The following is a 25,200-nucleotide window of genomic DNA, read 5'->3' as shown; positions in this document are numbered from 1 at the left end:
TAGGCAATCACACAGTCACCGGACGTGACGTTCCGGCCAGGGCATGGGCCGCGCACCGCCCTGGCACCAGCCCGGCCCGGCCCGGCGCGCGGCGGCTCAGTTGTTCGGATACGGCCAGGGGTTGGCGCGGCAGCGGACCCCGTCGTACTCCAGGAACTTGGTCTGCTGCTGCATGACGGGCGCGAGATCGCCGTCCTTGTCGCAGGTCACGTGGTTGTGGCCGAGACGGTGACCGACCTCGTGGTTGATCAGCATCTGGCGGTACGCGTAGATCTTCGCGTCGCCGTACGTCTTGGCGCCCCGCGCCCACCGATAGGCGTTGATCATGACGCGTTCGGTGGCGGCCGAGTCACAGGAGACGTTGTCGACGGTGGTGTCCAGCCCGGACTTGGCGCACCAGTCGGCGGTGGTGCCCGGACTCGCGAGCGTGATCACGAAATCGGGGTGCCCGGAGTGGACGCGCTCGAACGTACGGGCGCCGCTGTGGGCCCAGCTCCGGTCGTCGTTGAGCGTGTCCTGCACGGCACGCGCGAAGAGTTGGCCGTCCAGGCCGAGCCCCTGTTCCACGTCCACGCGGTAGGTGAACTTCTGCCCCTTCCCGGGCGCCTTGGCGATCCCGGGGACCGCGTCGAACTTCCCCGGGCCCTTCAGACCGGCGCTGAGCGGGTAGGTCCGGCTCATTTTCTGCGCGTACGTCAGCGGTGCCTCGGCGCCGGTCGCGCCGGGCCCGGTCACCGCGGACCGGCTCACGCCCGGCGCGGGGACGTGGACGTCGCGCGCCTGGCCGGGGGTCGTCCGGGACCGTACGCCGTCGGCGCGCCCGTCGGTGACCTGTCCGGCGACGACGATCGCCAGCACGGTGGTGACGGCGGCGGCCGCGATGCCGGTGAAGGTACGCGCCTTGCCGCCCTTGTCCGCGTTGGGTGCTCCCGCGTACGCCCCCGCGGGCGGCGCGTCACCGGCGCCGCGCGCCGTGCCGCGGGTGCGGACGGCGTCTTCGGCGGCGCTCCGGTCGGTGGCGGTGGTGCGGGGGCCGGTGGGGGCGCGCGGGGGCGTGCGGGTCGCGAAGGCGTCGTCGTCCGCCCCGAAGGCGTCGAGGTAGTCCTGCCGGGGCACGCCCGGTACGGGCGCCCGCCGCTGCCGCGGAACCGGCGCGCCGGTCGCCTGGCCCGCTCCCGCGTCGGCCCGCCCCCTCAACTCGCCCCAGCCGCCGCCGGTCTCGCGCTGCTCCGGATGCCCGCCGCGCACCTGCGGCACCCCACGCGCGGGGGTACCGTCCGGGAATCTCGGCGCCCCGTGCGGCGGAGTGCCGTCCGGCATCCGCGGCATCCCCCGCGCCGGAGTGCCGTCCGGCACCCGCGGAACCCCCCGAACGGGGGAACCGTCAGCCCTCCGAGGCGCGCCGGTCGCACCAGGCGCGCCAGCCGTGCCAGTTGCCCCAGGAGCACCGGGCCTACCCGGTCCCCCACGAGCAGCCGGCGTCCCCTCGGGTCCCCCCGCCCCCCGTCGCTCGCGTGGTGCGGGAGTGTCCGCGGTGTCGCCGCCCTCGGCCCCCCGGGAGGTCCTGGAGACCTTCGGGGCCGGTCCGCGGCGGCTGTGGCGTCCCACGTCGCGCCTCAGCCTCCTGTGCTGTCGTCGGCGTACCTGTCGTCGGCGTGCCTGTCGTCGGCGTGCCTGTCGTCGGCGGCGGCGGTGTCCGCCGATTCGCCGACGTCCGCGAGGAGTTCGCGGAACGCCGTGGCCACCGTACCGGGATACTCCATCATCGCGACGTGCCCGGCGTCCGGCAGGGTCAGCAGCCGCGAGTCGCGGAAGGCGCGGGCCGCCCGCTGGGCCATGCGATGGCCGACGAGCTTGTCCCGGCCACCATAGATGAGCAGTGTCGGCGCGAGAACCCGCCCGGCCTGGCGCCACAGCCCGTGCTGGCCGCCGACCGTGTAGGCGTTGACTATCCCCCGCGCGGAACGTGCCATCGCGTCCCAGAAGTACGGCAGCCGCTGCCGTCGTTCCATCTCCTCGACCGCGTGCCGGATGCTCTCCTCGGGCACCCGTCCGGGGTCGCCGTAGCACAGGGCCAGCACGCCGCGGACTCGCTGCTCGGCGGTCCAGTCCCGGCTGATCCGGGTGAACAGCGGCACCACCCCGGGCAGCGCCAGCAGCCCCGTCGGCACGGCGGTGCGCTGCACCCGTATCTCCGGGAGGGCGGGCGAGACCAGGGTCAGTGTCCGCACCAGGTCGGGGCGGACCGCGGCCACCCGGGTCACGACCGCGCCGCCGAGCGAGTTGCCGAACAGGTGCACGGGTCCGCGTCCCGACGCGTCGAGGTAGCGGATCACCGCACGCGCGTGTGCCGTGATCGAGTAGTTGCCGTCGTCCGGCGGCGGGGAGTCGCCGAAGCCGGGCAGGTCGACGGCCTCGTTGTCGAGGACGTCGTCCAGCAGGGGCATCAGCGCCGACCAGTTCTGCGAGGAACCGCCGAGGCCGTGCACGTACAGGGCGGGCGGCAGTCCTTCGCGGCCCGGTGTTCTCGACCGCACCGTCAGGGTGATGCCGGGCAGGCGCACCGACCTCAGCCGCTCGCCCTCCGCGATCCGGACGGCCGCGGCCCGCGGCAGCACGGCGTCGGGCGGCACGGACGGCAGCTCAGTCGAAGACATACGAAAATATTACGAGACGATCACGCACTTGGTTCACGTGTTCGACATCACAACGGTGGTGCCGAGTGGCGCCGGGCGGGTACTGAGGGTCACACACGCGCCCGCCGGTCCCGATGACATGGCGTCCGGACCGCATGGCATCCGGATCGGGTGTCTCCTAGGCTCGGACAGAGGGCACCCGCGTGTGGTCCCTGCATTCCCAGGGACGTTCGCATGAAAGGAGCCCAGCATGGCCATCGACCCCACCGACCCCGACACCTTCCGGGACGACGCGGCACAGGAGCCCCCGGAGGTCGGCGTCGAGGCGCCCGACGCCGACGCCGCGGAGCAGCAGGCGGACATCGCGCCGGACCGCGACGACCCGCTGACCGGTGTGGACCCCGACCGCGCCAGCGAGGCCGACCTCGCGGAGCAGGCCAGGGTCGTCACCCTCGACGAGGACGACTACCGCTGAACCGCCCGCGGAAGGCGCCGCCCGTCGCAAGAAGAGGCCGATCACTGCCCGGCGTGGACCGACCTGAAACCAATTGGGTGGCTATCGCCGCCGTCCGGTCCGTGAAATTCTGCGCTCGCACCGCGCGCACCAGGGTTACCGAAAAGTACGATGGCGGCGCGGCGCACACCGCACTTGGACGACTTTGGGAGGCGGCGTGACAGCCATCGAGCAGACAGAGGCGGTACGCCCGCGGGGCACACGCCTGCCGCGCCGTGCCCGACGCAACCAGCTTCTGGGCGCCGCGCAGGAAGTCTTCGTGGCCCAGGGCTACCACGCGGCCGCGATGGACGACATCGCCGAGCGCGCCGGGGTCAGCAAGCCGGTGCTCTACCAGCACTTCCCGGGCAAGCTCGACCTCTACCTCGCGCTGCTGGACCAGCACTGCGAGTCGCTGATCCAGTCCGTGCGCAACGCGCTGGCCTCGACGACCGACAACAAGCAGCGCGTCCGCGCCACGATGGACGCCTACTTCGCGTACGTCGAGGACGACGGCGGCGCCTTCCGCCTGGTGTTCGAGTCGGACCTGACCAACGAGCCCGCCGTGCGCGAGCGCGTCGACAAGGTGACCAACGAGTGCGCCGAGGCGATCTGCGAGGTCATCGCCGAGGACACCGGCCTCTCCCGCGCGGAGTCGATGCTGCTGGCCTCGGGCCTCGGCGGGCTCGCGCAGGTGGTGGCCCGCTCCTGGCTGCACAGCGACCGCAGCGTGCCGCGCGACCAGGCGGTGCAGTTGCTCGCCTCGCTGGCCTGGCGGGGCATCGCCGGCTTCCCGCTGCACGGGACCGACCAGCCGCACTGAGCCTCCGGAGCCGTCAGCCGCACCGAGCCCACCGGAGCCGTCCGGCCGGTCTGTTCCCGCCGGCTGTTCGCTCGTGGCGTTCTCGGGCGGAGCGTGTACGTCCCCTCACCGGGCTAATGTGTGCTGGGTACGGCGCGGAAGGTCGCGCACTTCACTGACCGTCGGAGGGACATAGCCGTGGAGGTCAAGATCGGCGTGCAGCACGCGCCGCGCGAGATCGTTCTGGAGAGCGGTCAGAGCGCCGATGAGGTCGAGCACGCGGTGGCCGAAGCGCTGGCCGGCAAGTCGCAGTTGCTGAGCCTCGTGGACGAGCACGGCCGCAAGGTGCTGGTCCCCGCCGAGCGCCTCGCGTACGTCGAGATCGGTGAGCCGGCCCCGCGCAAGGTGGGCTTCGGCGCGCTGTAGCAGTCGCGTCATCGGACGGGAAGGGCCCGGCGGTCGAGCACCGCCGGGCCCTTCCGTCTGCTTCGCGGCGCCGCCGTCCGCTTACACGAACGGGGCACAACTCCCCCACAGGGGATGATTGCATTCCGCAGGTCAGGGGTATGACGACTGGGACCGTTCGGGCAGGCCGGCCGCGTGGGAGGGACCCCGACATGCTCCTGGAAGTGCTCTTGGCCGCGATGCTCGGCCTGGCCCTCGCCTGGGCCGCCGTCCACCGCCTGCCGCACCGTCTCCCGGCCCGCGTCCTCGTCCTGCCGACGGGCGTCGCCGGGGCCCTGTTCGGGGCGTTCGTCACGCACAGCGCGCTCGGTGCGGGCAGTCTGCTGGTGGTCCTGCTGGGCTCGGCGGTCGTCTCCTCGGCCTCCCTGTCGCTCCTGCTGCGCCCCGCGGGCAGGCTCCGCGGCCGATCGGCCACCGCCTGACCGGCCGCGGGCCCCCGTCCGACCGAGCATCCGCCGGAAGGCCCGCACCGCACACCGGTCCGGGCCGCGCCTTTCCTCAGGCCGCGAGGCCCAGGGCCGCCATCCGCTTGGTGTGGGCCTCGGTGATGCGGGAGAACATGCGGCCGACCTCCGCCAGGTCGAAGCCGTCCGCGACCCCGCCCACCAGCATCGTCGACAGGGCGTCCCGGTCGGCGACCACCCGCTGGGACTGCGACAGGGCCTCGCCCATCAGCCGCCGCGCCCACAGCGCCAGCCGCCCGCCCACGCGCGGCTCCGCGTCGATCGCCGCCCGCACCTTCTCCACGGCGAAACCGGCGTGCCCGGTGTCGTCCAGCACCGCCAGCACCAGCTCGCGGGTGTCGGTGTCGAGCCGGGCCGCGACCTCCCGGTAGAAGTCGCTGGCGATGGAGTCGCCGACGTACGCCTTGACGAGCCCCTCCAGCCAGTCCGAGGGGGCCGTCTGCTTGTGGAAGCCGTCGTAGGCGGCGACGAAGGGCTCCATCGCGCCCGTGGGCTCCTCACCGATCTCGGCGAGCCGGCCGCGCAGCCGCTCGAAGTGGTGGAACTCCGCCGACGCCATCTTCGCCAGCTCCGCCTTGTCCGCCAGCGTCGGCGCCAGCTTGGCGTCCTCCGCGAGCCGTTCGAACGCCGCCAGCTCGCCGTAGGCCAGCGCGCCGAGCAGATCCACGACCGCGGCGCGGTACTGCGGGTCGGCGGAGGCGCTCGCCCAGTCCCGGGCGGCGACCCCGGTCCGCGGGGCGGGGGCGGAGGCTTCGGCGGCGGTGCCAGGCTTGTCAGAGCTCGTCATGCAGCGCACAATAGCCCGCCCGTCGCGGGACGGAAGGGCCTGGTCAACCACTGGTCGGCCACTCGCCGGCCGGTGTGACGACGACTACGTGACGAATTCGGCCATCGCGTGTGCGCGAATCCGGGGTATGGTGGTAATGCGCCTGCCGAGTATGTGACGTACGGGTACGTGACGTCTTCGACGGGCCGCAAGCATGAGGATGCCCGGTCGGAGGCCCGATCGGCTCCGACCCGACAGCCCTCCCGGCCGTCCACCACGGTGTGGACGGCAGCCCGGAGGGGGACCCTCAGCGGTTCGAGCGCTAGAGCGTCGGCAGAGGTCCCGTGTCCACGGCTGGCCCCTGAGGCAAGCCGACGTCCCCGGCACGGTCCGGCACGACCCCCGCGCTCGCCTCGCACCGCGCACACAGAAGAGGCAGCACCCTGACTACGACGTTCCGATCCCTCGGAATTCTCCCCGAGACCGCCGAAGCCCTCGAAGCCGTCGGCATCGTCAACCCGTTCCCCATCCAGGAGATGACGCTCCCCGTGGCCCTGACGGGCACGGACGTCATCGGCCAGGCCAAGACCGGCACCGGCAAGACGCTGGGCTTCGGCCTGCCGCTCCTGGAGCGCGTCACCGTCCCCGCCGACGTCGAGGCCGGCCGCGCCGCCCCCGAGGCGCTCACCGACGCCCCCCAGGCCCTCGTCGTCGTGCCCACCCGCGAGCTGTGCCAGCAGGTCACCAACGACCTGCTGACCGCCGGCAAGGTGCGCAACGTGCGGGTCGTCGCGATCTACGGCGGCCGGGCGTACGAGCCCCAGGTCGAGGCCCTCAAGCAGGGCGTCGACGTGGTCGTCGGCACCCCGGGCCGGCTGCTGGACCTGGCGGGCCAGAAGAAGCTGAACCTGAAGCACATCAAGTCGCTCGTCCTGGACGAGGCCGACGAGATGCTCGACCTGGGCTTCCTGCCCGACGTCGAGAAGATCATCAACATGCTGCCGGCCAAGCGCCAGACCATGCTGTTCTCGGCGACCATGCCGGGCGCGGTCATCGGTCTCGCCCGCCGCTACATGTCGCAGCCCACCCACATCAGCGCCACCTCGCCGGACGACGAGGGCACCACGGTGGCGAACACCAAGCAGTTCGTCTACCGCGCGCACAACATGGACAAGCCCGAGATGGTCGCGCGCATACTGCAGGCCGAGGGCCGGGGACTGGCCATGGTCTTCTGCCGCACCAAGCGCACCGCGGCCGACCTCGCCGACCAGCTCCAGCAGCGCGGGTTCGCGGCCGGCGCGGTCCACGGCGACCTCGGCCAGGGCGCCCGCGAGCAGGCGCTGCGCGCCTTCCGCAACGGCAAGGTGGACGTGCTCGTCTGCACCGACGTCGCCGCCCGCGGCATCGACGTCGAGGGCGTGACCCACGTCATCAACTACCAGTGCCCGGAAGAGGAGAAGACGTACCTGCACCGCATCGGCCGCACCGGCCGCGCGGGCGCGAAGGGTACGGCGATCACGCTGGTCGACTGGGACGACATCCCCCGCTGGCAGTTGATCAACAAGGCGCTGCGGCTCGACTTCAACGACCCGCCGGAGACGTACTCCACCTCCCCGCACTTCTACGCCGAACTCGGCATTCCCGACGGCACCAAGGGCCTGCTGCCCCGTGCCGAGCGCACCCGCGCCGGGCTGGCGGCCGAGGAGCTGGAGGACCTGGGCGAGCCCGGTGGCCGCGGGGCGCGTGGGCGCGGTGGCCGGGGCGGCCGGGACGAGTCCCGTCCCGCCGACCGCGAGCGTCCGGCCCGTACGCCGCGCAGCCGCCGCCGTACGCGCGGCGGAGCCCCGCTGGACGCGGCGCCGGCCGAACCGACCGCCGCCGCTGCCGCTCCGGTGGAGGAGGCGGCCGACGCGCCGCGCACCCTGCGCCGCCGCCGTCGTACGCGCGGCGGAGCCCAGCCCCAGGCCCAGTCGCCGGTGACGGCCGCGACGCCGGCCGACTCTCCCGCGCCGGAGGCCGCCGAGGCGGCTCTGGCCACGGCGGAGGGTTCGGTTCCGGAGTCCGTCGAGGTCGCCGAGGCGAAGCCGCGCCGCCGCCGTACCCGCAAGTCGGCGGAGACGCCGGCCGAGGCACGGGAGACGGCACCGGTCCTGGACGAGGCCCCGGCCGCCGAGGTCGTCGCGCCGGTCGGGGAGGCGCCCGTCGCCGCCCCGCGCCGCCGCACCCGCAAGGCGGCGGCGGAAGCCGCCGTCGACACGGCCGAGGGCACGACCGCCGAGGCTCCGGAGCCCGCGCAGCCGCGCCGCACCCGGAAGAAGACGGCCGCCGCGCCGGCCACGACCGAGGCCGCCGCCGACGCGGTGGACACGGCCGAGGGCGCGGAGACCAAGCCCAGGACCCGCCGCACCCGCAAGACCGCCGCCACCGCCGAGACGGCCACCGCCACGGCGGAGACGGCCACCGTCACCGCGGAGACCACCGCCGGCATCCCGGCGCAGGCCGCGCAGGAGCCGGAGGCCGCCCCGCGCCGCCGCACCCGCAAGGCCACGGCCACCGCCGAGGCGGCTGTCGACACGGCCGAGGGCACGGAGGCCAAGCCCAAGGCCCGCCGCACCCGCAAGGCCGCGGCGGCCCCGGAGACGGCGGCGGACACCGCAGCGGACACGGCGACCGCCGAGGCCAAGCCGCGCCGCACCCGCAAGGCCACCGCCACCGCCGAGGCGGCTGTCGACACGGCCGAGGGCACGGAGGCCAAGCCCAAGGCCCGCCGCACCCGCAAGGCCGCCGAGGCCCCGGAGACGGCGGCGGACACCGCAGCGGACACGGCGACCGCCGAGGTCAAGCCGCGCCGCACCCGCAAGGCCACCGCCACCGCCGAGACGGCGGCCGGCATCCCGGCGCAGGCCGCGCAGGAGCCGGAGGCCGCCCCGCGCCGCCGCACCCGCAAGGCCACGGCCACCGCGGCGGAGGCGGCCACCGAGGGCGCGGAGGCCAAGCCCAAGGCCCGCCGCACCCGCAAGACCGCGGCGGCCCCGCAGTCCACGGACACCGTGGAGGACTGACCCGGGGAGCCCCTCTCCCACCCGTCGGCCCGGTTCCGCCCCCAGCGGAGCCGGGCCGACGGCGTTCTCCGCTCCCCCGCGCGAACCCCCGAGCGAACCCGCGAGCGTCACCGCCCGGCGCCCCTCACCAGGCACTCCAACGCGCCCGCCCCTCCCCCCAACCCGCCCCTCCCCGCCCGATTCCCGCCCGATACGCTCACCCCGTGAGCAGTAACGCCGCCTTCGCCCCGCCGCCCGACGCGCGTGCGTACCCGCTGCGGACCGCCCGGGGTGAGTTCGCCGTCGTCGATTCGCCCGTGGCCGACGGGGTGGAGGCGCGGGGGACGGTGCTGATGCTGCCCGGGTTCACGGGGAGCAAGGAGGACTTCACGCTGCTGCACGAGCCGCTCGCGGCGCGCGGGTACCGTACCGTCGCCGTCGACGGGCGCGGCCAGTTCGAGTCCGGCGGGCCCGAGTACGACGAGTCCGCGTACGCCCAGCCGGAACTGGCCCGGGACGTGCTCGCGCAGGCCGCCGCGCTCGGCACCCCGGTGCATCTGCTCGGGCACTCGCTCGGCGGGCAGATCGCCCGCGCCGCCGTACTGCTCGACCCGGCGCCCTTCCGGTCCCTCACCCTGATGTCCTCGGGCCCGGCGCGGATCTCGGCCTCCCAGCGACAGCGCGTGAAGCTGCTGCGGGACGCGCTCGCGGTGATGACGATGGCCGAGGTGCTGGAGACGGTGCGGGCCATGGGTCCGCCCGAGGAGGTCGGCGGCCCCACCCGGGGACCGGACGAGGAGGAGCACCTGCGGCGCCGCTGGCTGGGCACGAAACCCGCGCAACTGCTCGCCAGCGGACGCCAGTTGTGCACCGAGCCCGACCGCGTCGCCGAACTGGCCGCCGTACCACTGCCCATGCACGTGCTGTCGGGCGAGCGTGACGAGACCTGGCCGGTGCCGCTGCTGGACGACATGGCCGTACGCCTCGGCGCGCGCCGGAGCGTCATCGCCGGCGCCGAGCACTCCCCCAACACGGACCGGCCGCTGCCGACCGCCGCCGCCCTCGCCGACTTCTGGGACGACAGGCCCTAGTACTGCGTCTGCACGTACTCCCAGAACCCGTCCCGCAGCGCGCGCCGCAGGTCGGCCTGGCCGCGCAGGGAGTACTGGAGCAGCCCCTCGGCCTCGACCAGCAGGTCCTGGTCGACCGAGCCGGGCAGGTAGGGGTGGCCGGGGAGGAGTTCGGCGAGGGCCTCGCGGCCCCGGGCGGCCAACCACTTCGCGCCGATCTGCGCGCCGACGAAGCGGACGTCCTCCCGGGCCGGCCGGGCCAGGCCGGTGCCCTCGTACGCGGCGACGGTGCGCCGGGAGACGTACGGCTTGAAGAAGTCCAGGTCGAAGGTGCGCTGGCTGTCGACCTCCCAGAGCAGCGGGTCGGCCTGGTTGCGGCCCTCGGGGGCCTCGACGCCCCAGAGGTGGACGCGGGCGCCGTACCCCTGGGCGGCCTCGACGGCGGAGACCAGGTCCTCGTCGCCGCCGAGCAGGGCCGCGTCGCTGATGGCGCGGTGCCGGGCGAGGGACTCCAGGTCGGAGCGGATGAGGGAGTCGACGCCCTTCTGCTGGTTGTTGGCGTTGAGGTTGCCCAGCCGGACCTTCACGTCGGGCAGTTCGGCGATGGACTGCTGCTCGGCGGTGTGGATGCGGCGCCGGGCGCCGTCGTACCAGTAGACGCGGAGCAGTCTGCTGTCCGCGAAGATGGTGCGGGCCTTGTCGATGAGGGCCTCGATGAGTCCCTCGGCGTCCAGGTCGAAGGCGCGCCGGTCCTCGGTTCCGGCGACCAGCCGTCCCGCCGCCGCGTAGAGGTATCCCGCGTCGACGAAGATCGCGTGGGTCGAGGGCGTCTTCGCCACCTCGGCGAGCATGCGCTGGAGCAGCTCGTTGGTGTGGTCGATGCGGGCGCGCAGGGACGCGAGGTCGTCGTTCATTGCCTCCTATTGTCCCGGTGGTCACGCTGCGAACACAACCGGTCCCGGTCGGTCTTGATCGAATGGGACAGCACACCGCGCGGGCTGTACTTACCCGTTAGTAGTTAGACGTTCGAAAAATTTCTTTAGCGTAGGGAATGTTCGTAACACGAACCCGGTTGACTACGTACGTGCACCCCGGGCACCGATGATCCGGGCGCGCACCCAGTAGTTCTCCTCAGGAGGATGACCAGAACAAGGGAGAGGCCATGCGCTTCGAAATCATGCGACTCGACGATGTCGACGGAACGCCCGTGGACACCACCGTCGTGGACGCCGCCTCTGTGAACCGCATCGTTCAGCAGGCCGCCGCCGTCGGGCAGCGCCTGTGGATCCGCCCGGCCGGGACCTCGGCCTCGTAGCGCGGACCGCCCGCACCCGTACCGGGACCCCCGCACGCGCCTCGCGTGCGGGGGTCCCGTGCGTCAGGCGCCCTGGATCACCTGCGTGATCCCGTTGATGATCTGCTGCACGGCGATCGCGGAGAGCATCATGCCCGCGAGCCGGGTCACCAGCACCACACCGCCGTCCTTGATGACGCGGATGATCAGCAGCGAGTACCGCATCACCAGCCAGAGCACCACGTGGATGGCGAGGATCGCCGACCAGACCGACACCTGGGTGGTGACGCTGTGGGCCTTCTGCACGGCGAGGATGACCGAGACGATCGCGCCGGGCCCGGCGAGCAGCGGCATGCCCAGCGGTACGAGGGCGACGTTGACGTCCTTGGTCTGCTTCGGCTCGTCGGTCTTGCCGGTGAGCAGGTCCAGCGCGATCAGCAGGAGGAGCAGCCCGCCCGCGATCATCAGGGCGGGCACGGAGACGTGCAGGTAGTTCAGGATCTGGTGGCCGAGGAGCCCGAACACGGTGATCACGCCACCGGCCACGCAGACGGCCTGGAGGGCCATGCGCCGCTGTACCGCGCCGGGCCGGCCGGCGGTCAGGGCGAGGAAGATCGGGGTGATCCCCGGGGGGTCCATGATGACAAAAAGGGTCAGGAAGAGTGAGCCGAAGACGGCGACGTCGAACATGAGTGAGCTACTGGCCTTGCGGTGGTACGGGTGCGAACGGGCGGGGCGGGGTCTCAGGCTCCGCCGGCTCCGGGCACCGGGAAGGCGCCGAACGCCCGCCGCGTGATCTCCCCGTACACCTCGGGGTCGGTCGTGTACTCGCCGAGGACGCAGGTCTTGCGGCTGCCGTGGTAGTCGCTGGACCCGGTGACCAGCAGTCCCAGCTCCTTGGCGAGGCCGCGCAGCCGCGCCCGGGTGTCGGGGTCGTGGTCCATGTGGTCGACCTCGATGCCGTCCAGCCCGGCGGCGGCCAGCTCGGCGATCCTCGGCTCCGGGACCGTACGCCCGCGCTTGGCGGCGGCCGGGTGGGCGAAGACGGCGACGCCGCCCGCGCCCTTGATCATCCGGATGGCGTCGAAGGGGTCGGTCTCGTGCTTCTCCACGAAGGCCCGGCCGCCGTCGGCCAGCCAGTCCTCGGTGAAGGCGTCGCCCACGGTGGGGACGACGCCGAGTTCGACGAGGGCCGAGGCGACGTGCGGCCGCCCGACCGAACCGTCCCCGGCGATCCGGGCGACCTGCTCCCAGGTGACCGGCACGCCCAGTTCGTTGAGCTTGGCGACCATGCCCCGGGCGCGCGGCACCCGGTCGTCCCGGACCAGCTCGCGCTCGGCGAGCAGCGTCGGCTCCTCGGGGTCGAAGAGGTAGGCCAGCATGTGCATGCTGACGCCGTCGATCCGGCAGGACAGTTCGGCGCCGGTGACCAGCGTCAGCCCCTCGGGCAGCGCGGCGATCGCCTCGGCGTGCCCGCGGGTGGTGTCGTGGTCGGTCAGCGCGACGACGTCCAGCCCGGCCGCGGCGGCGTTGCGCACCAGCTCGGCCGGGGTGTCCGTCCCGTCGGACGCGGTGGAGTGGCAGTGCAGGTCGATGCGCACGGCGGACTCCAGAGGACGACGGGGGGAACGGGACGCTCAAGGATAACCGGACAACCGCACTGCCCAACTGTCCGGCGAGGGCGCTACGGCTCCAGCAGCCTCGGCGACAGCGCCCCGCACGGCACCAGCTCCACCTCGGCCCCGGCGTCCCGCAGGTCCGTCAGCACCAGTTCGTCGTACATCAGCAGTCCCGACTGCTCGGGCCAGACCACGGCCCACAGCCACATGCCGAGCGCCTCGCCGGCGAAGACGGCCCGGTCGGGCGGGGCGCCGGAGACGTGCCAGAGCGGGGTGGGGCGGCCGGCGGCGAGGACCTTGGCCTGGGGCGGCTTCTCGACGTCCATGCAGGGGCCGGGGTCGGGGCCGTCGATGCCGGCGTACCGGGCGCCGAGGCCGACGCCGAGTTCCTCGGCGACCAGGATCAGCTCGCCCATGCCGCCGACGGGACCGGGGCCGGAACAGGCCACCGCCGTCGCGCGTCCGCCGCTGCGGTCGTCGCCCGCGCAGGCCACGCCCGTGAAGAGCCAGCCGACCGGCAGCGGCCAGGGCATCCACACCGGTACCTGGGTGCGGTGCACCACGACGTCCAGGGCTTCGACACTGGGCGGTATCACGGGCTGGACCGGATGCACACCGCCGTGCAGGTCGCAGTGCCAGGCATCGGCGAAGAGACCGGGAGCCCTGACCCGGCCACCGCACTTCGGGCAACTGGGTTCGCCCCTCATAGCGCCCCACGGTCCTACCCCGGCTTCCTCCCGTCAAGGACGATCACCCATCCGGGCGGCGGCCCCGGTCGGCCGCCGACCGGCGGGAACTAGATGCATCTTGCACTAATTAGTCGATCTAACTTATCGTGTGCAAATACCAACCATCTCCCCGCCGGAACGTCCCGATTGGAGCCAGCATGGACCCCTTCGACGCCGGGGCGGGCAGCATCCTGCGGCAGCCCAAGGCCGTGTGGGCGACGGCCGGCGCGTCCGTCGTCGCCTTCATGGGCATCGGACTCGTCGACCCGATCCTGCCGTCCATCGCCGAGGGCCTGGACGCCACCGCCAGTCAGGTCTCCCTCCTGTTCACCTCCTACTTCCTGATCACCGCCGTCGCGATGCTGGTCACCGGGTTCGTCTCCAGCCGGATCGGCGGCCGGAAGACCCTGCTGCTCGGCCTCGCCTTCGTCGTGGTCTTCGCGGGCCTGGCGGGCACCTCCGACACGGTCGGCCGGCTCGTCGGCTACCGGGCCGGCTGGGGCCTGGGCAACGCGCTGTTCGTCTCCACCGCGCTCGCCGTCATCGTCGGCGCGGCGGCGGGCGGCAGCGCCGCCGCGATCCTGCTGTACGAGTCCGCCCTCGGCCTCGGCATGGCCTGCGGCCCGCTGCTGGGCGCGCTGCTGGGCGACGCCAGTTGGCGCTACCCCTTCTTCGGCACCGCGTTCCTGATGGCCGTCGGCTTCCTGTGCATCACGGCGTTCCTCAAGGAGCAGCCGAGGCCCGCCCGGAAGACCTCGCTGCTCGACCCGCTCAGGGCGCTCGGCCACGGCGGCCTGGCCTCGGCCGCGGTCTCGGCGTTCTTCTACAACTACACGTTCTTCACCGTGCTGGCCTTCACGCCGTTCGTGCTGGACATGACGCCGTACAGGTCCGGTGCGGTGTTCTTCGCCTGGGGTGTGCTGCTCGCCGTGTTCTCGGTGCTGGTGGCGCCGCGGGCGCAGGCGCGGTACGGCTCGCTGAGGGTGCTGGGCGGCTCACTGGTGCTGCTCGCCGCGGACGTGCTGGTCCTCGGCTACGGCGGCCACACCGCGGCCGTCGTCTGCACGATCCTGTCCGGCGCCTTCATCGGCGTGAACAACACCGTCTACACCGAGCTGGCCCTCGGCGTCTCGGACGCCCCGCGTCCGGTGGCGAGCGCCGGCTACAACTTCGTGCGCTGGTTCGCCGCCGCGGCGGCCCCGTACTTCGCGCCGAAGATCGAGGAGTGGACCGACGTCCACGTCCCGTTCGTGGTGGCGGCGGTCACCGCGGTGCTGGGCGCGCTGGTGGTCCTCGTACGGCGCCGGGCCCTCACCCTGCGGGCCGAGGAGCTGGAGCCGGGGCACGCGGCCGAGGACGGGGTCACGGTCTTCGCCGACCGGGCCGGCGCGGCCGGGCGCGTCAACTGACCGGCCTCCACCGGCCGTTGGTGACCTGCGTCACTCCAGCGGTACGGACCGGCGGACGGGGTCGCGCAGGTCCGTGCCGTGGCTCAGCCAGCGCTCCTGGAGGGCCGCCGCGCCGTGCACCCGCTTCCAGGCGGCCTCGTTGGGCGTCATCGGCAGCAGCGGCAGGAACCGCACGGGGTCCAGCGGCGCGGCCAGCTCCAGGTCCTCGACCAGGCCGCCCGGCTCGGCCACCAGCACCGAGGTGAACGGGGCGCCCGGCCACAGCGGCTCACCGACGTCCAGCGAGGCACCGGGAGCCACGACCACGCCCTCGACCTGCGGGGACGCGGCCAGCACGGCGAGCGGGCGGAGCACCTTGTCGGTGTCGGCGCGCCCCGCGCGGACCGTCAGGACCAGCTCGGCGCGGGGCCCGGCGACCGGGTCGGCGAGGAGCGCGGCGGGGTCGGCCATGGGAGCGGCGGACATGCCGAGGGTGGCGTACCGGACGAGTTCCCCCTCGCCGAAGCGGAGCACCTCGATGCGGTCCGTGCCGAGGAAGGTGACCGCCGCCCGCGCGTCCGGCTCGCCCAGCGCGCCGCGCAACCGGGCCTCGACCAGAGGAAGAACATCAGCCATGCGGCGAGCATAGAACTCGTCGTGAAGAGGCAAAGCGGCGCCTTGACACACGGAGCGGCTGATACTCTGAGCCGGTGGTTCGGGGCAGCACGCAGAAGCGTCCTGATCAAGCCCCGACGCTGTGAAGAAGACTCCCCTACGGGGAACCCCGCTAAACGAGGGGGAATCAACCGTCCCTCACGAGGGACCGGCCGGAGGAGGTGGGGCTGGCATGGACCGAAGTCGACCGTGCAGTACCACCCGCTCTTCCGGCCGCTGACGCGCCGCACCGCGTTCCCCGGTTCCCCCGGTTTTTCCCCGGTCGCGGCCTCAGGTCAGTCGCGCGCTTTCCCGCGGAAGAGCACTTCGTCTCGTAGTGAACCAGCAGCGAAGCCCGCCACCGCGACGGTGGGGTGCTCCCCGCTTTGTGGACGCGCCAACAGCGTGGTCTGGACGTCCTCATTCCGGGTGGTTCCACCCGTCGCCGGCGCCGTTCGCTGCCCGTAGCGAAGGAGCCTGCCATGTCGATGATCCGTGACCTGCGCGCCGCGGTCCGCCCGTCCCGCGTCTCCCTGCGCAAGGACACCGGTGCCTACGACACCACCCGCGACCCGGCGACGGCCTCCGCCGTCGTCGACTGCGCCGTCTACCGCGACGGCCGGCGCCTTCGCACCGAGGCGCCGCTCGGACCGCACGAGGCGATGCGCCTGGTGCGCCGCGACGGCGGGTTCGTCTGGATCGGCCTGCACGAGCCGACCGAGGACGAATTCGCCGGTATCGCCCGGGAGTTCGGGCTCCACCCGCTGGCCGTGGAGGACGCCGTCCAGGCCCACCAGCGGCCCAAGCTGGAGCGCTACGACGACTCCCTGTTCACCGTCTTCAAGACGATCCACTACATCGACCACGACCGGCTCACCGCCAACAGCGAGGTGGTGGAGACCGGTGAGGTCATGTGCTTCACCGGCCGGGACTTCTTCATCACCGTCCGGCACGGCGGGCAGGGCTCCCTGCGCGCCCTGCGCCACCGCCTCCAGGACGACCCCGAGCTGCTGCTCAAGGGTCCCTCGGCGGTGCTGCACGCCATCGCCGACCACGTCGTCGACGGGTACATCGCGGTCGCCGACGCCGTGCAGGACGACATCGACGAGGTCGAGACCGAGGTCTTCTCGCCGGGCCGCAAGGGCAGCCCGCGCGGCACCGACGCCGGGCGGATCTACCAGCTCAAGCGCGAGGTGCTGGAGTTCAAGCGGGCGGTGTCGCCGCTGCTGCGGCCCATGCAGTTGCTCAGCGAGCGGCCGATGCGGCTGATCGACCCGGACATCCAGAAGTACTTCCGGGACGTCGCCGACCACCTCGCCCGGGTCCAGGAGCAGGTCGTCGGCTTCGACGAACTGCTGAACTCCATCCTCCAGGCCAACCTCGCCCAGGCGTCCGTCGCGCAGAACGAGGACATGCGGAAGATCACCTCATGGGCGGCGATCATCGCCGTACCGACGATGGTGTGCGGGGTGTACGGCATGAACTTCGATCACATGCCCGAACTGCACTGGCGGTTCGGCTATCCGGTGGTCCTCGGCGTCACCGTCGCCATCTGTGTCGGCATCCACCGCGCGCTCAAGCGCAACGGCTGGCTGTGAGCCGCCTCGCTAGGCTGGGCCCATGACAAGCGAGCTGCTCCAGCGGGCCCTGATCGAGGAGGCCACCAAGAAGTCCGGTCTCGTCTGGGTCGGGGCCCCCGGCGTCCCGGCCCGCGCGCTGTGGCACGTCTGGCACGAGGGCGCGGCCTGCGTGGTCGGCGACGGCCCCGGCGAGCAGCCGCTGCCGGGGCTGGCCGACGGCGGTACCGCCGAGGTCACCGTGCGCAGCAAGGACAAGGGCGGCCGGCTGGTCACCTGGCCGGCGCGGGTGGTGGAGCTGGTCTCGGGCTCCGAGGCATGGCAGGCGGCGGTCGCGGAGCTGAAGGGCAAGCGGCTCAACGCCCCCGACGGCGAGGCGGCGGTGCGGCGCTGGGCGCGGGAGTGCCGGGTGCTGCGGCTGGAGCCGGCCGGCGCGACCGCGCCGCTGCCCGACGGGTCGCTGGCCGAGGCCCCGCTGCCGACCCCGGCGACGACCCGCGCCCCGGTCCCGGCGGCCCTGCCGAAGCTCCTGTTCAAGCGCCGCGGACGCGGGTAGCCGGCCGGCGTCCAGAACCTGTCGTTCGGATCGGGTCGCAGGGAATCCGCTGCGCCTCGTCATGCATGCCGGTGAACGGGGCCAGGTGCGTGCGGATGCGAGGCGGAGGCGGGCGGCGACGCGGAGCGTCGACAACCGACGACAACGCCGCGGACGCGCGTGCCGGGCCCCGCGTCCGCGGGCTGATCCGAACGACAGACCCTAGGACGTCGGCAGTTCCTTGCCGTAGTCCAGGGTCTCGTCCTGGGGCGGCTCGGCCAGGCGGAAGTCCTTGTTCCACTCCGAGAAGCGCAGCGTGCCCGCGCTGCCCGCGCGCACCAGCTTCAGCGGGTACGGCGTGCCCTCCAGGGAGACGTCCAGCGAGCCGCCCGAGCCCTGGCCGCCGCTGATCCGGACGGTGCGCACGCCCGCCTGCTCGTGCCGCCCGTCCGTCTTGACCGTGCCGTGCAGCGTCAGCAGCCCGTCCAGGAGGACGTCCTTGTCCGTGAACCCGCTGAACTTCTGGTACGAGGGGTCGCCCTGCGGCACCTTCACGTACTTGCCGGCCAGCTTGTCCGCCGCGGCGGCGTCCGCGTCCCCGGCGTCATGGCTCCAGAAGCCGGCGTCGGCCTTGAGGAAGAGCTGCTCGCCGATCCGCAGCAGCCGGAACGTCGCCCCCTTGGAGGTGACCGACCCGGTGCCGCCGTCGGACTTCAGCCGCATGTCGAGCGTGTACGTGCTGCCGCGGGTCGACACCGTGCCGTGCAGCCGGACCGCGTCGGCGGCGTCGGCGGCGGCCCGGGTCTTCGCCTGGATCTCGGCGGCGGACAGCTTGCCGACGCCGTTGGTGCCCGCGTCCGGGTCCTCGCCGCCGCCGCATCCCGTCAGGCCCGCTCCCGTCACGGCCAGCGCGCACGCCACGCCCGCCAGAGCGGCCCTGGGGGTTCGGCGCCGGGAAGTCGCAGTCACAGGTGGGGCTGCCTTTCTGACGGAGGTCCGATGCGGCGTACGGCAGCGTACCGGTGCCGTGAGCGGCCGGCGGTGCGGGTCCGTCCGGACCGGCCGCCAGGGCGGACCCGTACGGTACGGGCTAGCCTGAAGGCCGTCCGAGCGGGCAATTCGGTAAAGGGACACCACACGCACCAGCCCTAACGCGTCACGCGTGACCGTCAGAGAAAAGGAGCCGCGGCCATGGCAGCGGGCGCCCCCCGGATCTTCGTCTCGCACCTCGCCGGCGTCGCCGTCTTCGACCCCAACGGCGACCAGGTGGCCCGGGTGCGCGACCTGGTCGTCATGCTCCGCGTGGGACGCAAGCCCCCGCGGCTGCTGGGCCTGGTCGCCGAAGTCGCCACCCGGCGCCGCATCTTCCTGCCCATGACCCGGGTCACCGGCATCCAGTCCGGGCAGGTCCTCAGCACCGGCGTGCTCAACGTGCGGCGCTTCGAGCAGCGGCCCACCGAGCGGCTGGTCTTCGGCGAACTCCTGGACCGCCGGGTGACGCTCACCGAGACCGGCGAGGAGGTCACCGTGCTGGACCTGTCGGTGCAGCAGTTGCCGGCCCGCCGGGACTGGGAGATCGACCGGGTCTTCGTCCGCAAGGGCCGCGGCGGCGCCTTCCGGCGCAGCAAGGGCGAGACGCTGACCGTGGAGTGGTCGGCGGTCACCGGGTTCTCGCTGGAGGAGCACGGGCAGGGCGCCGAGAACCTGCTGGCCACCTTCGAGCAGTTGCGCCCCGCCGACCTGGCCAACGTGCTGCACCACCTGTCCGCCAAGCGCCGCGCCGAGGTCGCCGCCGCCCTCGACGACGACCGCCTGGCCGACGTCCTGGAGGAGCTGCCCGAGGACGACCAGATCGAGATCCTCGGCAAGCTGGCGGAGGAGCGGGCCGCCGACGTCCTGGAGGCGATGGACCCCGACGACGCCGCCGACCTCCTCGGCGAACTGCCGGAGCAGGACAAGGAACGGCTGCTGAGCCTGATGAAGCCGTCCGACGCCGCCGACATGCGGCGGCTGATGGCGTACGAGGAGCACACGGCCGGCGGTCTGATGACGACCGAGCCGATCGTGCTGCGCCCCGACGCCACCGTCGCCGACGCCCTCGCCCGCATCCGCAACCCCGACCTGTCCCCGGCGCACGCGGCCCAGATCTACGTCTGCCGGCCGCCCGACGAGACCCCGACCGGCAAGTATCTGGGCACCGTCCACTTCCAGCGGCTGCTGCGCGACCCCCCGTACACCCTGGTCGGCTCGATCATGGACGACGGCCTCCAGCCGCTGGCACCGGACGCGGCGCTGCCGGTGGTCGCCGGGTTCTTCGCCACGTACGACATGGTCGCGGCGCCCGTGGTCGACGAGTCCGGGTCGCTGCTGGGCGCGGTCACCGTGGACGACGTACTGGACCACATGCTGCCCGACGACTGGCGGGAGACCGAGTACCACCTGGACGAGGCGGACGGCGGGACGGACGGGGAGGTGCGTGCCGATGGTGCCTGAGCGGGAGACGGCCGCGCGGGAGCGGGCGGTGTCGGGGGCGACGGCCGCCTCGCGCCACCGCGGCCTCCGGCTCGACCAGCCCCGGGCGCCGCGCCGCAGGCTGCTGCCCGAGTGGGACCCGGAGGCGTTCGGACGGCTGTCGGAGCGGATCGCGCGGTTCCTGGGCACCGGGCGGTTCATCGTCTGGATGACGGTCGTCATCATCGTCTGGGTGGTGTGGAACATCGCCGCCCCGGCCGAGCTGCGGTTCGACGAGTACCCGTTCATCTTCCTGACGCTGATGCTCTCGCTCCAGGCCAGCTACGCGGCCCCGCTGATCCTGCTCGCGCAGAACCGGCAGGACGACCGGGACCGGGTCAACCTGGAGCAGGACCGCGCGCAGAACGAGCGGTCCATCGCGGACACCGAGTACCTGACCCGCGAGATCGCCGCGCTGCGCGCCGGGCTCGGCGAGGTGGCGACCCGGGACTGGATTCGCTCGGAGCTGCAGGATCTGGTCAAGGAGCTGGAGGCCCTGCGGGAGGAGCACCGCCCGGGAAACGCAACATTCCCGGCGGACCCGGCGCAACGGCCGCGGGGACGTGACGCAGACGACCGCTGACGGGCTTACCGGGGCCCGCACCGGGCGCCGTACCATCGTCCTTATGGCTACGGAAGACGCGGTGCGCGAAGCACTGGCGACGGTGAACGACCCCGAGATCAACCGGCCCATCACCGAACTCGGCATGGTCAAATCGGTGGAGATCGGCGCGGACGGGGCGGTCGCGGTCACCGTGTACCTGACGGTCTCCGGCTGCCCGATGCGGGACACCATCACCCAGCGGGTGACCGAGGCCGTCTCGCGGGTCGAGGGCGTCACCCGCGTCGACGTCACGCTGGACGTGATGAGCGACGAGCAGCGCCGCGAGCTGGCCGCCGCCCTGCGCGGCGGGCAGACCGAGCGCGAGGTGCCCTTCGCCAAGCCCGGCAGCCTGACCCGGGTCTACGCGATCGCCTCCGGCAAGGGCGGCGTCGGCAAGTCCTCCGTCACCGTGAACCTGGCGGCGGCGATGGCGGCCGACGGCCTCAAGGTCGGTGTCGTCGACGCCGACATCTACGGCCACAGCGTGCCCCGGATGCTGGGCGCCGACGGGCGGCCCACCCAGGTCGAGAACATGATCATGCCGCCTTCGGCCAACGGGGTGAAGGTGATCTCCATCGGCATGTTCACCCCGGGCAACGCCCCGGTGGTGTGGCGCGGCCCGATGCTGCACCGCGCGCTCCAGCAGTTCCTGGCCGACGTGTACTGGGGCGACCTCGACGTCCTGCTGCTCGATCTGCCGCCCGGCACGGGCGACATCGCCATCTCGGTGGCCCAGTTGGTGCCCAACGCCGAGATCCTGGTGGTGACGACGCCTCAGCAGGCGGCGGCCGAGGTGGCCGAGCGGGCCGGCGCGATCGCCGTGCAGACCCACCAGAAGATCGTCGGCGTGGTGGAGAACATGTCGGGGCTGCCCTGCCCGCACTGCGGCGAGATGGTCGACGTCTTCGGCACCGGCGGCGGCCAGACGGTCGCCGACGGCCTGACCCGCACCACCGGCGCCTCGGTCCCGGTCCTCGGTTCCATCCCGATCGACGTGCGCCTGCGCGAGGGCGGCGACGAGGGCAGGCCGGTCGTCCTGTCCGACCCGGACTCCCCGGCGGGCGCGGCCCTGCGCGCGATCGCCGGCAAGCTGGGCGGGCGCCAGCGCGGGCTGTCGGGCCTGTCGCTGGGGATCACTCCGCGGAACAAGTTCTAGGAATGTGCTCGGGGGCGCGGGCCCGTTGCGACGCCGGCGCCCCTCACCTCACGCGTACGCCCCGATGTCCTTCACCACGGCGAACGCCAGCCCGTACGCGCTCATGCCCCGCCCGTACGCCCCGAGGTGCACGCCCTGCTCCGTGGACCCGGCGAGCACCCAGCCGAACTCCGACTCCCGGTAGTGGAACGGCGTCGGCACCCCGTCCACGGGCAACGACAGCGTCGTCCAGTCCGGTCCGTCGAGGTCGTCGGCGAGCACCCACGCCGTCTCCGTCTGCTGCTCCAGCCAGTCGTCCCGCAGCGAGTGGTCCATCTGCCCCGGCCAGGTGAACGACAGCAGCCCGACCCCGGCGAGCCAGGCCGCCGAGGACACCGAGGTGGCCTCCAGCAGCCCCGTGCCGTCCGGGCTGCGCCGTACGGGGTGGGCGGCGACCGTGACGACGACCGCGAACTTCTCCTTGGCCTCCTGCTCACCGCCGGCCGTGTGCTCGTTGCGCACCGAAGGCTCGTCACCGTGGCCGATCGCCCCGTGCTCCACGGCCCCGTCGGCCGCCGTTCCGACCTGCATCAGCCAGCGCGGCCCGGTGAACGCCTCGTCGAGTCCGTACCAGGGGAAGGGCGCACGCAGGTAGCCGTCGACCGTGCGCCGGGCGGAGGGGGACTGTTCTCCGCCCTCCGCGGCCGGCGTCTGCGCGACTGCCCGACTCGTCGTCTCCATGTGCCCGGACGCCTCCTCGCTCTCGTCGGACCTGGCACGGCCCGCCCCCCTTCGGGCGACTCGTCCGGTCCGCACAACAACTCGGCAGCATAGCCACCCCGGCGCGGGCAACCGGGAAACCGCCCGGCGCGTGGGTCGCGCGGGCGGCGTGTTCCGGCCGTGTACGCCCCGACCTGGGCGTGACGCACGTCACACCGACTGGGCCGGGGGGTGAGGTCAGGTGGCGTCCGCGTCGAAGGGCGGGCGGTCGTCGGGGGCGGGGCTCTCCGGCTTCTTGACCATGTCGACCCGGCCGCCGGAGGAGGCGGCGGCGGAGGTGTCGGAGTCGCGGCCCTGGACGGCGTCGGCGACCTCGGCCATCTCCTTCTTCAGGTCGAAGCCGTTACGGATCTCCTTGAACCCCAGGTCGTCGTTGTCCAACTGCTTGCGGATGAACGTCCTGGGGTTGAGGTCCTCGAACTCGAAGTCCTTGAACTCGGGACCCAGCTCCTGCCGGATGTCCTGCTTGGCGCTCTCCGAGAACTGACGGATCTTGCGGATGGTCCGCGTCACGTCCTGGATGACCTTGGGGAGCTTGTCCGGACCGAACACGAGCACGGCGAGGACGATGAGCGTCACCAGCTCTAGCGGTCCTATGTCATTGAACACCTGAAGCTCCTTGGGATGTCCGGGCCGCATCCACGGTACCCGCCCGTGCCGTCCCACCGGTACAGTCGCGCCCCGCCCATGTGCGTGTACGCGGCCGCTTTCCGGATTGTTTGCCTTTCCGGCCTCTTGCGTTGCTCGCGGAGCCGGTCAGTCGCCGTCCGCGGAGCCGAGCACCAGGGAGACCTTCCTCACCTCGCCGTCCCGCTCCAGGGTCAGCTCCAGGCGGTCGCCGGGGCGGTGGGCGCGGGTCCGGACGATCAGTTCCTCCCCGTTGTGGACGCGGCGGCCGTCGACCGCGGTGATCACGTCGCCCGCCCGCAGGCCGGCCCGGTCACCGGGGCCGCCCTCGGTGACCGGCGGGCCGCCGTCGCCGCCCCGGGCGCCGACGCGGGCTCCGTCGCCGGTGTAGCCCATGTCGAGGGTGACGCCGATGACGGGGTGGGTGGCGTGACCGGTGTCGATCAGTTCCTCGGCGACGCGCTTGCCCTGGTTGACGGGGATGGCGAAGCCGAGCCCTATCGAACCGGCCTGGCCGCCCTCCGGGTCGGCGCCGCTGTCGGCCGAGCGGATCGCGGAGTTGATGCCGATGACGCGGCCCCGGGAGTCGAGCAGGGGGCCGCCGGAGTTGCCGGGGTTGATGGGGGCGTCGGTCTGGAGGGCGTCGACGTAGGACACGTCGCTGCCGTCGGCCTCCTCGCCGCCCGCCGTGATGGGCCGTTCCTTGGCGCTGATGATCCCGGAGGTGACCGTGTCCGCCAGGTCGAAGGGGGCGCCGATGGCGACGACCGGGTCACCCACCTGGACGTTGTCGGAGTTGCCGAGCGGCACCGGGGTGAGGCCGCGCACGCCGCTCACCTTGACGACGGCGAGGTCGTACCCGCTGTCGCGGCCGACGACGGTGGCCTCGGCGGTGTCGCCGCTGTGGAAGGTCACGGATATCTCGCCGCCGGTGCCGGCCGGCGCCACGACGTGGTTGTTGGTGAGGATGTGGCCCCGGGTGTCCAGCACGAAGCCGGTGCCGGTGCCCGCTTCCCCGGCGCCGCTGACGTGCAGGGTGACGACGCCCGGCAGGGCTCTGGCGGCGATCCCGGCGACGCTGTCCGGGTCCCGCCCGGCGGGCTCCTTCCCGGCCTGCGGCAGCTCCACGGCGCCGAGCCCGCCGTTGCGCTCCAGGTAGGCGCCCACCAGGCCGCCGACGGCCCCGGAGACGAGCGCGAGCAGCACGGCGAACCCGGCGATCGTCTTCCGCGTCCGGCCCCGCCCACGCGGCGCCGCCGGCGTGCCGCTGTACCCCGGGGACCCCGCGGCGGCCACGGCCCAGGGGTCGTACCGCCGCCAGGGGTCGGGGGCCGGGGGTACGCCGGGCGCCGGGGGCGGGCCCGGGGCGGGGGGCACCTCGGCGGGCAGCGGCGTCCCCCGCGCCGGGAGCCCGTCGGCGGGCGGGGGCGTGGTGGGGTGCTGGACCGGCGGCGCGGGGGCCCAGGGGCCCGGTTCGCCGTACGGCGGGGTGCCGTAGGGGTCGGGGTCGTGCAGCGGACGGGGGCGGCCGTCTCCGCCCGGCACGCCGGTACGCGCCTCTTCCGCGACGGGCGGGGCGTCGGTACGCGCCTCGGCGGCGGTCGGGGCCTCGACACGCGCCCCCTCCACGCCGGCCGGGGCTTCCGTACGCGCCCCCTCGCCCACGGGCGGGGCCCCAGTAGGCGCCCCCTTCACGTCGGCCGATGCCTCCGTACAGGTCCCCTCCACGCCGGCCGGGGCTTCCGTACCCGCCCCCTCCACGCCGGCCGGAGCTTCCGTACGCGTCCCCTCCCCGCCGGTCGGCGTCTCCGTGCCCGCGTCCTCCCCGGCGGACGGGTCCGGGCCGGCCAGGCGGAAGTCGGTGTCCGTCTCGGGCGGGCGGGGACGGGCCAGTGCGAAGTCGCCCTCGGGGTCGGTGCCGTCCGGGCGGGGACGGCTCCACCACTTCGCCTTCGGGGGCTTCTCCTCGTTCATCTTCTCCCCAGACCTGGCCGCGGCACGGCTCGTCGAC

The 25,200-nt window shown here is 73.2% G+C and carries 25 protein-coding genes; 13 read left to right on the top strand and 12 right to left on the bottom strand.

Features of this window, described 5'->3' with window-relative positions:
• Positions 1-96 precede the first annotated feature (96 nt).
• Both ACFY32_RS11155 and ACFY32_RS11150 read right to left on the bottom strand, forming a co-directional pair.
• Entirely contained in the window at positions 97-1,608 is a 1,512-nt protein-coding gene (locus ACFY32_RS11155) for a DUF3152 domain-containing protein (protein WP_390673972.1), read from the bottom strand.
• Positions 1,609-1,616: 8 nt separating this feature from the next.
• Positions 1,617-2,657 carry an alpha/beta fold hydrolase gene (locus ACFY32_RS11150; RefSeq protein WP_390673971.1) on the bottom strand — a complete coding sequence of 347 codons (1,041 nt, stop codon included), beginning with the start codon at positions 2,655-2,657 and terminating at the stop codon, positions 1,617-1,619.
• Positions 2,658-2,886: 229 nt separating this feature from the next.
• Between ACFY32_RS11150 and ACFY32_RS11145 the strand changes: the two genes are divergently transcribed.
• The 4 genes from ACFY32_RS11145 to ACFY32_RS11130 all read left to right on the top strand — a co-directional run bounded on the left by ACFY32_RS11145 (position 2,887) and on the right by ACFY32_RS11130 (position 4,818).
• Positions 2,887-3,111 carry a hypothetical protein gene (locus tag ACFY32_RS11145; protein ID WP_359196662.1) on the top strand — a complete coding sequence of 75 codons (225 nt, stop codon included), beginning with the start codon at positions 2,887-2,889 and terminating at the stop codon, positions 3,109-3,111.
• Between the two features lie 196 nt (positions 3,112-3,307).
• The gene (locus ACFY32_RS11140) at positions 3,308-3,952 is read left to right on the top strand and encodes a TetR/AcrR family transcriptional regulator (RefSeq protein ID WP_359196665.1); all 645 of its coding nucleotides are present in this window, start codon (positions 3,308-3,310) and stop codon (positions 3,950-3,952) included.
• Positions 3,953-4,129: 177 nt separating this feature from the next.
• Positions 4,130-4,357 carry a DUF3107 domain-containing protein gene (locus tag ACFY32_RS11135; protein ID WP_359196668.1) on the top strand — a complete coding sequence of 76 codons (228 nt, stop codon included), beginning with the start codon at positions 4,130-4,132 and terminating at the stop codon, positions 4,355-4,357.
• 191 nt (positions 4,358-4,548) lie between these two features.
• Positions 4,549-4,818 (top strand): hypothetical protein, encoded by a 270-nt coding sequence (locus tag ACFY32_RS11130; protein WP_359196671.1) that lies wholly within the window; start codon positions 4,549-4,551, stop codon positions 4,816-4,818.
• Between the two features lie 76 nt (positions 4,819-4,894).
• Here the strand turns inward: ACFY32_RS11130 and ACFY32_RS11125 are convergent, their stop codons facing one another.
• Positions 4,895-5,647: a ferritin-like fold-containing protein gene (locus ACFY32_RS11125; RefSeq protein WP_359196674.1), complete on the bottom strand. Its 753-nt coding sequence runs from the start codon at positions 5,645-5,647 to the stop codon at positions 4,895-4,897.
• A 515-nt stretch (positions 5,648-6,162) separates the two neighbouring features.
• Between ACFY32_RS11125 and ACFY32_RS11120 the strand changes: the two genes are divergently transcribed.
• Together ACFY32_RS11120 and ACFY32_RS11115 are read left to right on the top strand one after the other, a co-directional pair.
• Entirely contained in the window at positions 6,163-8,688 is a 2,526-nt protein-coding gene (locus ACFY32_RS11120) for a DEAD/DEAH box helicase (protein ID WP_390673970.1), read from the top strand.
• A gap of 203 nt (positions 8,689-8,891) precedes the next feature.
• Complete coding sequence (locus tag ACFY32_RS11115) at positions 8,892-9,758, top strand: alpha/beta hydrolase (RefSeq protein ID WP_359196680.1); 867 nt, start codon at positions 8,892-8,894, stop codon at positions 9,756-9,758.
• On the opposite strand, the gene ACFY32_RS11110 is transcribed toward ACFY32_RS11115, so the two are convergent.
• Positions 9,755-10,651 carry an NYN domain-containing protein gene (locus tag ACFY32_RS11110; RefSeq protein WP_359196683.1) on the bottom strand — a complete coding sequence of 299 codons (897 nt, stop codon included), beginning with the start codon at positions 10,649-10,651 and terminating at the stop codon, positions 9,755-9,757. The two genes, ACFY32_RS11115 and ACFY32_RS11110, sit on opposite strands and share 4 nt — an antisense overlap.
• Positions 10,652-10,899: 248 nt before the next feature.
• Here ACFY32_RS11110 and ACFY32_RS11105 point away from each other — a divergent pair, with 248 nt between their 5' ends.
• Positions 10,900-11,052 carry a hypothetical protein gene (locus ACFY32_RS11105; RefSeq protein ID WP_359196686.1) on the top strand — a complete coding sequence of 51 codons (153 nt, stop codon included), beginning with the start codon at positions 10,900-10,902 and terminating at the stop codon, positions 11,050-11,052.
• A gap of 63 nt (positions 11,053-11,115) precedes the next feature.
• Here the strand turns inward: ACFY32_RS11105 and ACFY32_RS11100 are convergent, their stop codons facing one another.
• The 3 genes from ACFY32_RS11100 to ACFY32_RS11090 form a co-directional block, all read right to left on the bottom strand.
• Positions 11,116-11,721: a MarC family protein gene (locus ACFY32_RS11100; RefSeq protein WP_359196689.1), complete on the bottom strand. Its 606-nt coding sequence runs from the start codon at positions 11,719-11,721 to the stop codon at positions 11,116-11,118.
• 53 nt (positions 11,722-11,774) lie between these two features.
• Positions 11,775-12,632: a PHP domain-containing protein gene (locus ACFY32_RS11095; protein WP_390673969.1), complete on the bottom strand. Its 858-nt coding sequence runs from the start codon at positions 12,630-12,632 to the stop codon at positions 11,775-11,777.
• Between the two features lie 83 nt (positions 12,633-12,715).
• Positions 12,716-13,357 (bottom strand): DUF6758 family protein, encoded by a 642-nt coding sequence (locus ACFY32_RS11090; RefSeq protein WP_359196695.1) that lies wholly within the window; start codon positions 13,355-13,357, stop codon positions 12,716-12,718.
• 179 nt (positions 13,358-13,536) lie between these two features.
• Here ACFY32_RS11090 and ACFY32_RS11085 point away from each other — a divergent pair, with 179 nt between their 5' ends.
• Positions 13,537-14,787 (top strand): MFS transporter, encoded by a 1,251-nt coding sequence (locus ACFY32_RS11085; RefSeq protein WP_359196698.1) that lies wholly within the window; start codon positions 13,537-13,539, stop codon positions 14,785-14,787.
• A 30-nt stretch (positions 14,788-14,817) separates the two neighbouring features.
• Here ACFY32_RS11085 and ACFY32_RS11080 read toward each other — a convergent pair whose 3' ends face one another.
• Complete coding sequence (locus ACFY32_RS11080; protein WP_359196701.1) at positions 14,818-15,402, bottom strand: suppressor of fused domain protein; 585 nt, start codon at positions 15,400-15,402, stop codon at positions 14,818-14,820.
• Between the two features lie 500 nt (positions 15,403-15,902).
• Here ACFY32_RS11080 and ACFY32_RS11075 point away from each other — a divergent pair, with 500 nt between their 5' ends.
• Together ACFY32_RS11075 and ACFY32_RS11070 are read left to right on the top strand one after the other, a co-directional pair.
• The gene (locus ACFY32_RS11075) at positions 15,903-17,018 is read left to right on the top strand and encodes a magnesium and cobalt transport protein CorA (RefSeq protein ID WP_359196704.1); all 1,116 of its coding nucleotides are present in this window, start codon (positions 15,903-15,905) and stop codon (positions 17,016-17,018) included.
• 22 nt (positions 17,019-17,040) lie between these two features.
• On the top strand, positions 17,041-17,553 hold the full coding sequence (locus tag ACFY32_RS11070; protein WP_359196707.1) for a hypothetical protein: 513 nt from the start codon (positions 17,041-17,043) through the stop codon (positions 17,551-17,553).
• A 201-nt stretch (positions 17,554-17,754) separates the two neighbouring features.
• Here the strand turns inward: ACFY32_RS11070 and ACFY32_RS11065 are convergent, their stop codons facing one another.
• On the bottom strand, positions 17,755-18,501 hold the full coding sequence (locus tag ACFY32_RS11065) for a hypothetical protein (RefSeq protein ID WP_390673968.1): 747 nt from the start codon (positions 18,499-18,501) through the stop codon (positions 17,755-17,757).
• A 222-nt stretch (positions 18,502-18,723) separates the two neighbouring features.
• Here ACFY32_RS11065 and ACFY32_RS11060 point away from each other — a divergent pair, with 222 nt between their 5' ends.
• From ACFY32_RS11060 to ACFY32_RS11050, 3 genes are read left to right on the top strand one after another with little or no spacing between them, the layout of a single operon-like run.
• Positions 18,724-20,025 carry a magnesium transporter MgtE N-terminal domain-containing protein gene (locus ACFY32_RS11060; RefSeq protein ID WP_359196712.1) on the top strand — a complete coding sequence of 434 codons (1,302 nt, stop codon included), beginning with the start codon at positions 18,724-18,726 and terminating at the stop codon, positions 20,023-20,025.
• Entirely contained in the window at positions 20,015-20,626 is a 612-nt protein-coding gene (locus ACFY32_RS11055) for a DUF1003 domain-containing protein (RefSeq protein WP_390673967.1), read from the top strand. The genes ACFY32_RS11060 and ACFY32_RS11055 overlap by 11 nt, the downstream gene beginning before the upstream one ends.
• A gap of 43 nt (positions 20,627-20,669) precedes the next feature.
• Entirely contained in the window at positions 20,670-21,803 is a 1,134-nt protein-coding gene (locus ACFY32_RS11050) for an Mrp/NBP35 family ATP-binding protein (RefSeq protein WP_390673966.1), read from the top strand.
• Between the two features lie 48 nt (positions 21,804-21,851).
• Here ACFY32_RS11050 and ACFY32_RS11045 read toward each other — a convergent pair whose 3' ends face one another.
• The 3 genes from ACFY32_RS11045 to ACFY32_RS11035 all read right to left on the bottom strand — a co-directional run bounded on the left by ACFY32_RS11045 (position 21,852) and on the right by ACFY32_RS11035 (position 25,163).
• Positions 21,852-22,523, bottom strand: a complete 672-nt coding sequence (locus ACFY32_RS11045) for a hypothetical protein (RefSeq protein ID WP_359196720.1) — start codon at positions 22,521-22,523, stop codon at positions 21,852-21,854.
• Between the two features lie 216 nt (positions 22,524-22,739).
• The gene (locus ACFY32_RS11040) at positions 22,740-23,171 is read right to left on the bottom strand and encodes a sec-independent translocase (RefSeq protein ID WP_390673965.1); all 432 of its coding nucleotides are present in this window, start codon (positions 23,169-23,171) and stop codon (positions 22,740-22,742) included.
• A gap of 147 nt (positions 23,172-23,318) precedes the next feature.
• Positions 23,319-25,163, bottom strand: coding sequence for a trypsin-like peptidase domain-containing protein (locus tag ACFY32_RS11035; RefSeq protein ID WP_390673964.1), 1,845 nt, complete (start codon positions 25,161-25,163; stop codon positions 23,319-23,321).
• Positions 25,164-25,200 lie beyond the last annotated feature (37 nt).

This window comes from Streptomyces sp. NPDC000134 (assembly GCF_042899225.1).
In the GTDB taxonomy this organism is placed as follows: domain Bacteria; phylum Actinomycetota; class Actinomycetes; order Streptomycetales; family Streptomycetaceae; genus Streptomyces.
This window is presented reverse-complemented; position numbering and strand designations above follow the sequence as displayed.

Coding starts and splice junctions, on each gene's coding strand:
- ACFY32_RS11045 (WP_359196720.1), bottom strand. CDS start 22,523: ATGGAGACGACGAGTCGGGCAGTCGCGCAGACGCCGGCCGCGGAGGGC.
- ACFY32_RS11105 (WP_359196686.1), top strand. CDS start 10,900: ATGCGCTTCGAAATCATGCGACTCGACGATGTCGACGGAACGCCCGTG.
- ACFY32_RS11080 (WP_359196701.1), bottom strand. CDS start 15,402: ATGGCTGATGTTCTTCCTCTGGTCGAGGCCCGGTTGCGCGGCGCGCTG.
- ACFY32_RS11050 (WP_390673966.1), top strand. CDS start 20,670: ATGGCTACGGAAGACGCGGTGCGCGAAGCACTGGCGACGGTGAACGAC.
- ACFY32_RS11035 (WP_390673964.1), bottom strand. CDS start 25,163: ATGAACGAGGAGAAGCCCCCGAAGGCGAAGTGGTGGAGCCGTCCCCGC.
- ACFY32_RS11150 (WP_390673971.1), bottom strand. CDS start 2,657: ATGTCTTCGACTGAGCTGCCGTCCGTGCCGCCCGACGCCGTGCTGCCG.
- ACFY32_RS11125 (WP_359196674.1), bottom strand. CDS start 5,647: ATGACGAGCTCTGACAAGCCTGGCACCGCCGCCGAAGCCTCCGCCCCC.
- ACFY32_RS11100 (WP_359196689.1), bottom strand. CDS start 11,721: ATGTTCGACGTCGCCGTCTTCGGCTCACTCTTCCTGACCCTTTTTGTC.
- ACFY32_RS11120 (WP_390673970.1), top strand. CDS start 6,163: ATGACGCTCCCCGTGGCCCTGACGGGCACGGACGTCATCGGCCAGGCC.
- ACFY32_RS11110 (WP_359196683.1), bottom strand. CDS start 10,651: ATGAACGACGACCTCGCGTCCCTGCGCGCCCGCATCGACCACACCAAC.
- ACFY32_RS11090 (WP_359196695.1), bottom strand. CDS start 13,357: ATGAGGGGCGAACCCAGTTGCCCGAAGTGCGGTGGCCGGGTCAGGGCT.
- ACFY32_RS11060 (WP_359196712.1), top strand. CDS start 18,724: ATGGCAGCGGGCGCCCCCCGGATCTTCGTCTCGCACCTCGCCGGCGTC.
- ACFY32_RS11075 (WP_359196704.1), top strand. CDS start 15,903: ATGTCGATGATCCGTGACCTGCGCGCCGCGGTCCGCCCGTCCCGCGTC.
- ACFY32_RS11130 (WP_359196671.1), top strand. CDS start 4,549: ATGCTCCTGGAAGTGCTCTTGGCCGCGATGCTCGGCCTGGCCCTCGCC.
- ACFY32_RS11055 (WP_390673967.1), top strand. CDS start 20,015: ATGGTGCCTGAGCGGGAGACGGCCGCGCGGGAGCGGGCGGTGTCGGGG.
- ACFY32_RS11070 (WP_359196707.1), top strand. CDS start 17,041: ATGACAAGCGAGCTGCTCCAGCGGGCCCTGATCGAGGAGGCCACCAAG.
- ACFY32_RS11085 (WP_359196698.1), top strand. CDS start 13,537: ATGGACCCCTTCGACGCCGGGGCGGGCAGCATCCTGCGGCAGCCCAAG.
- ACFY32_RS11145 (WP_359196662.1), top strand. CDS start 2,887: ATGGCCATCGACCCCACCGACCCCGACACCTTCCGGGACGACGCGGCA.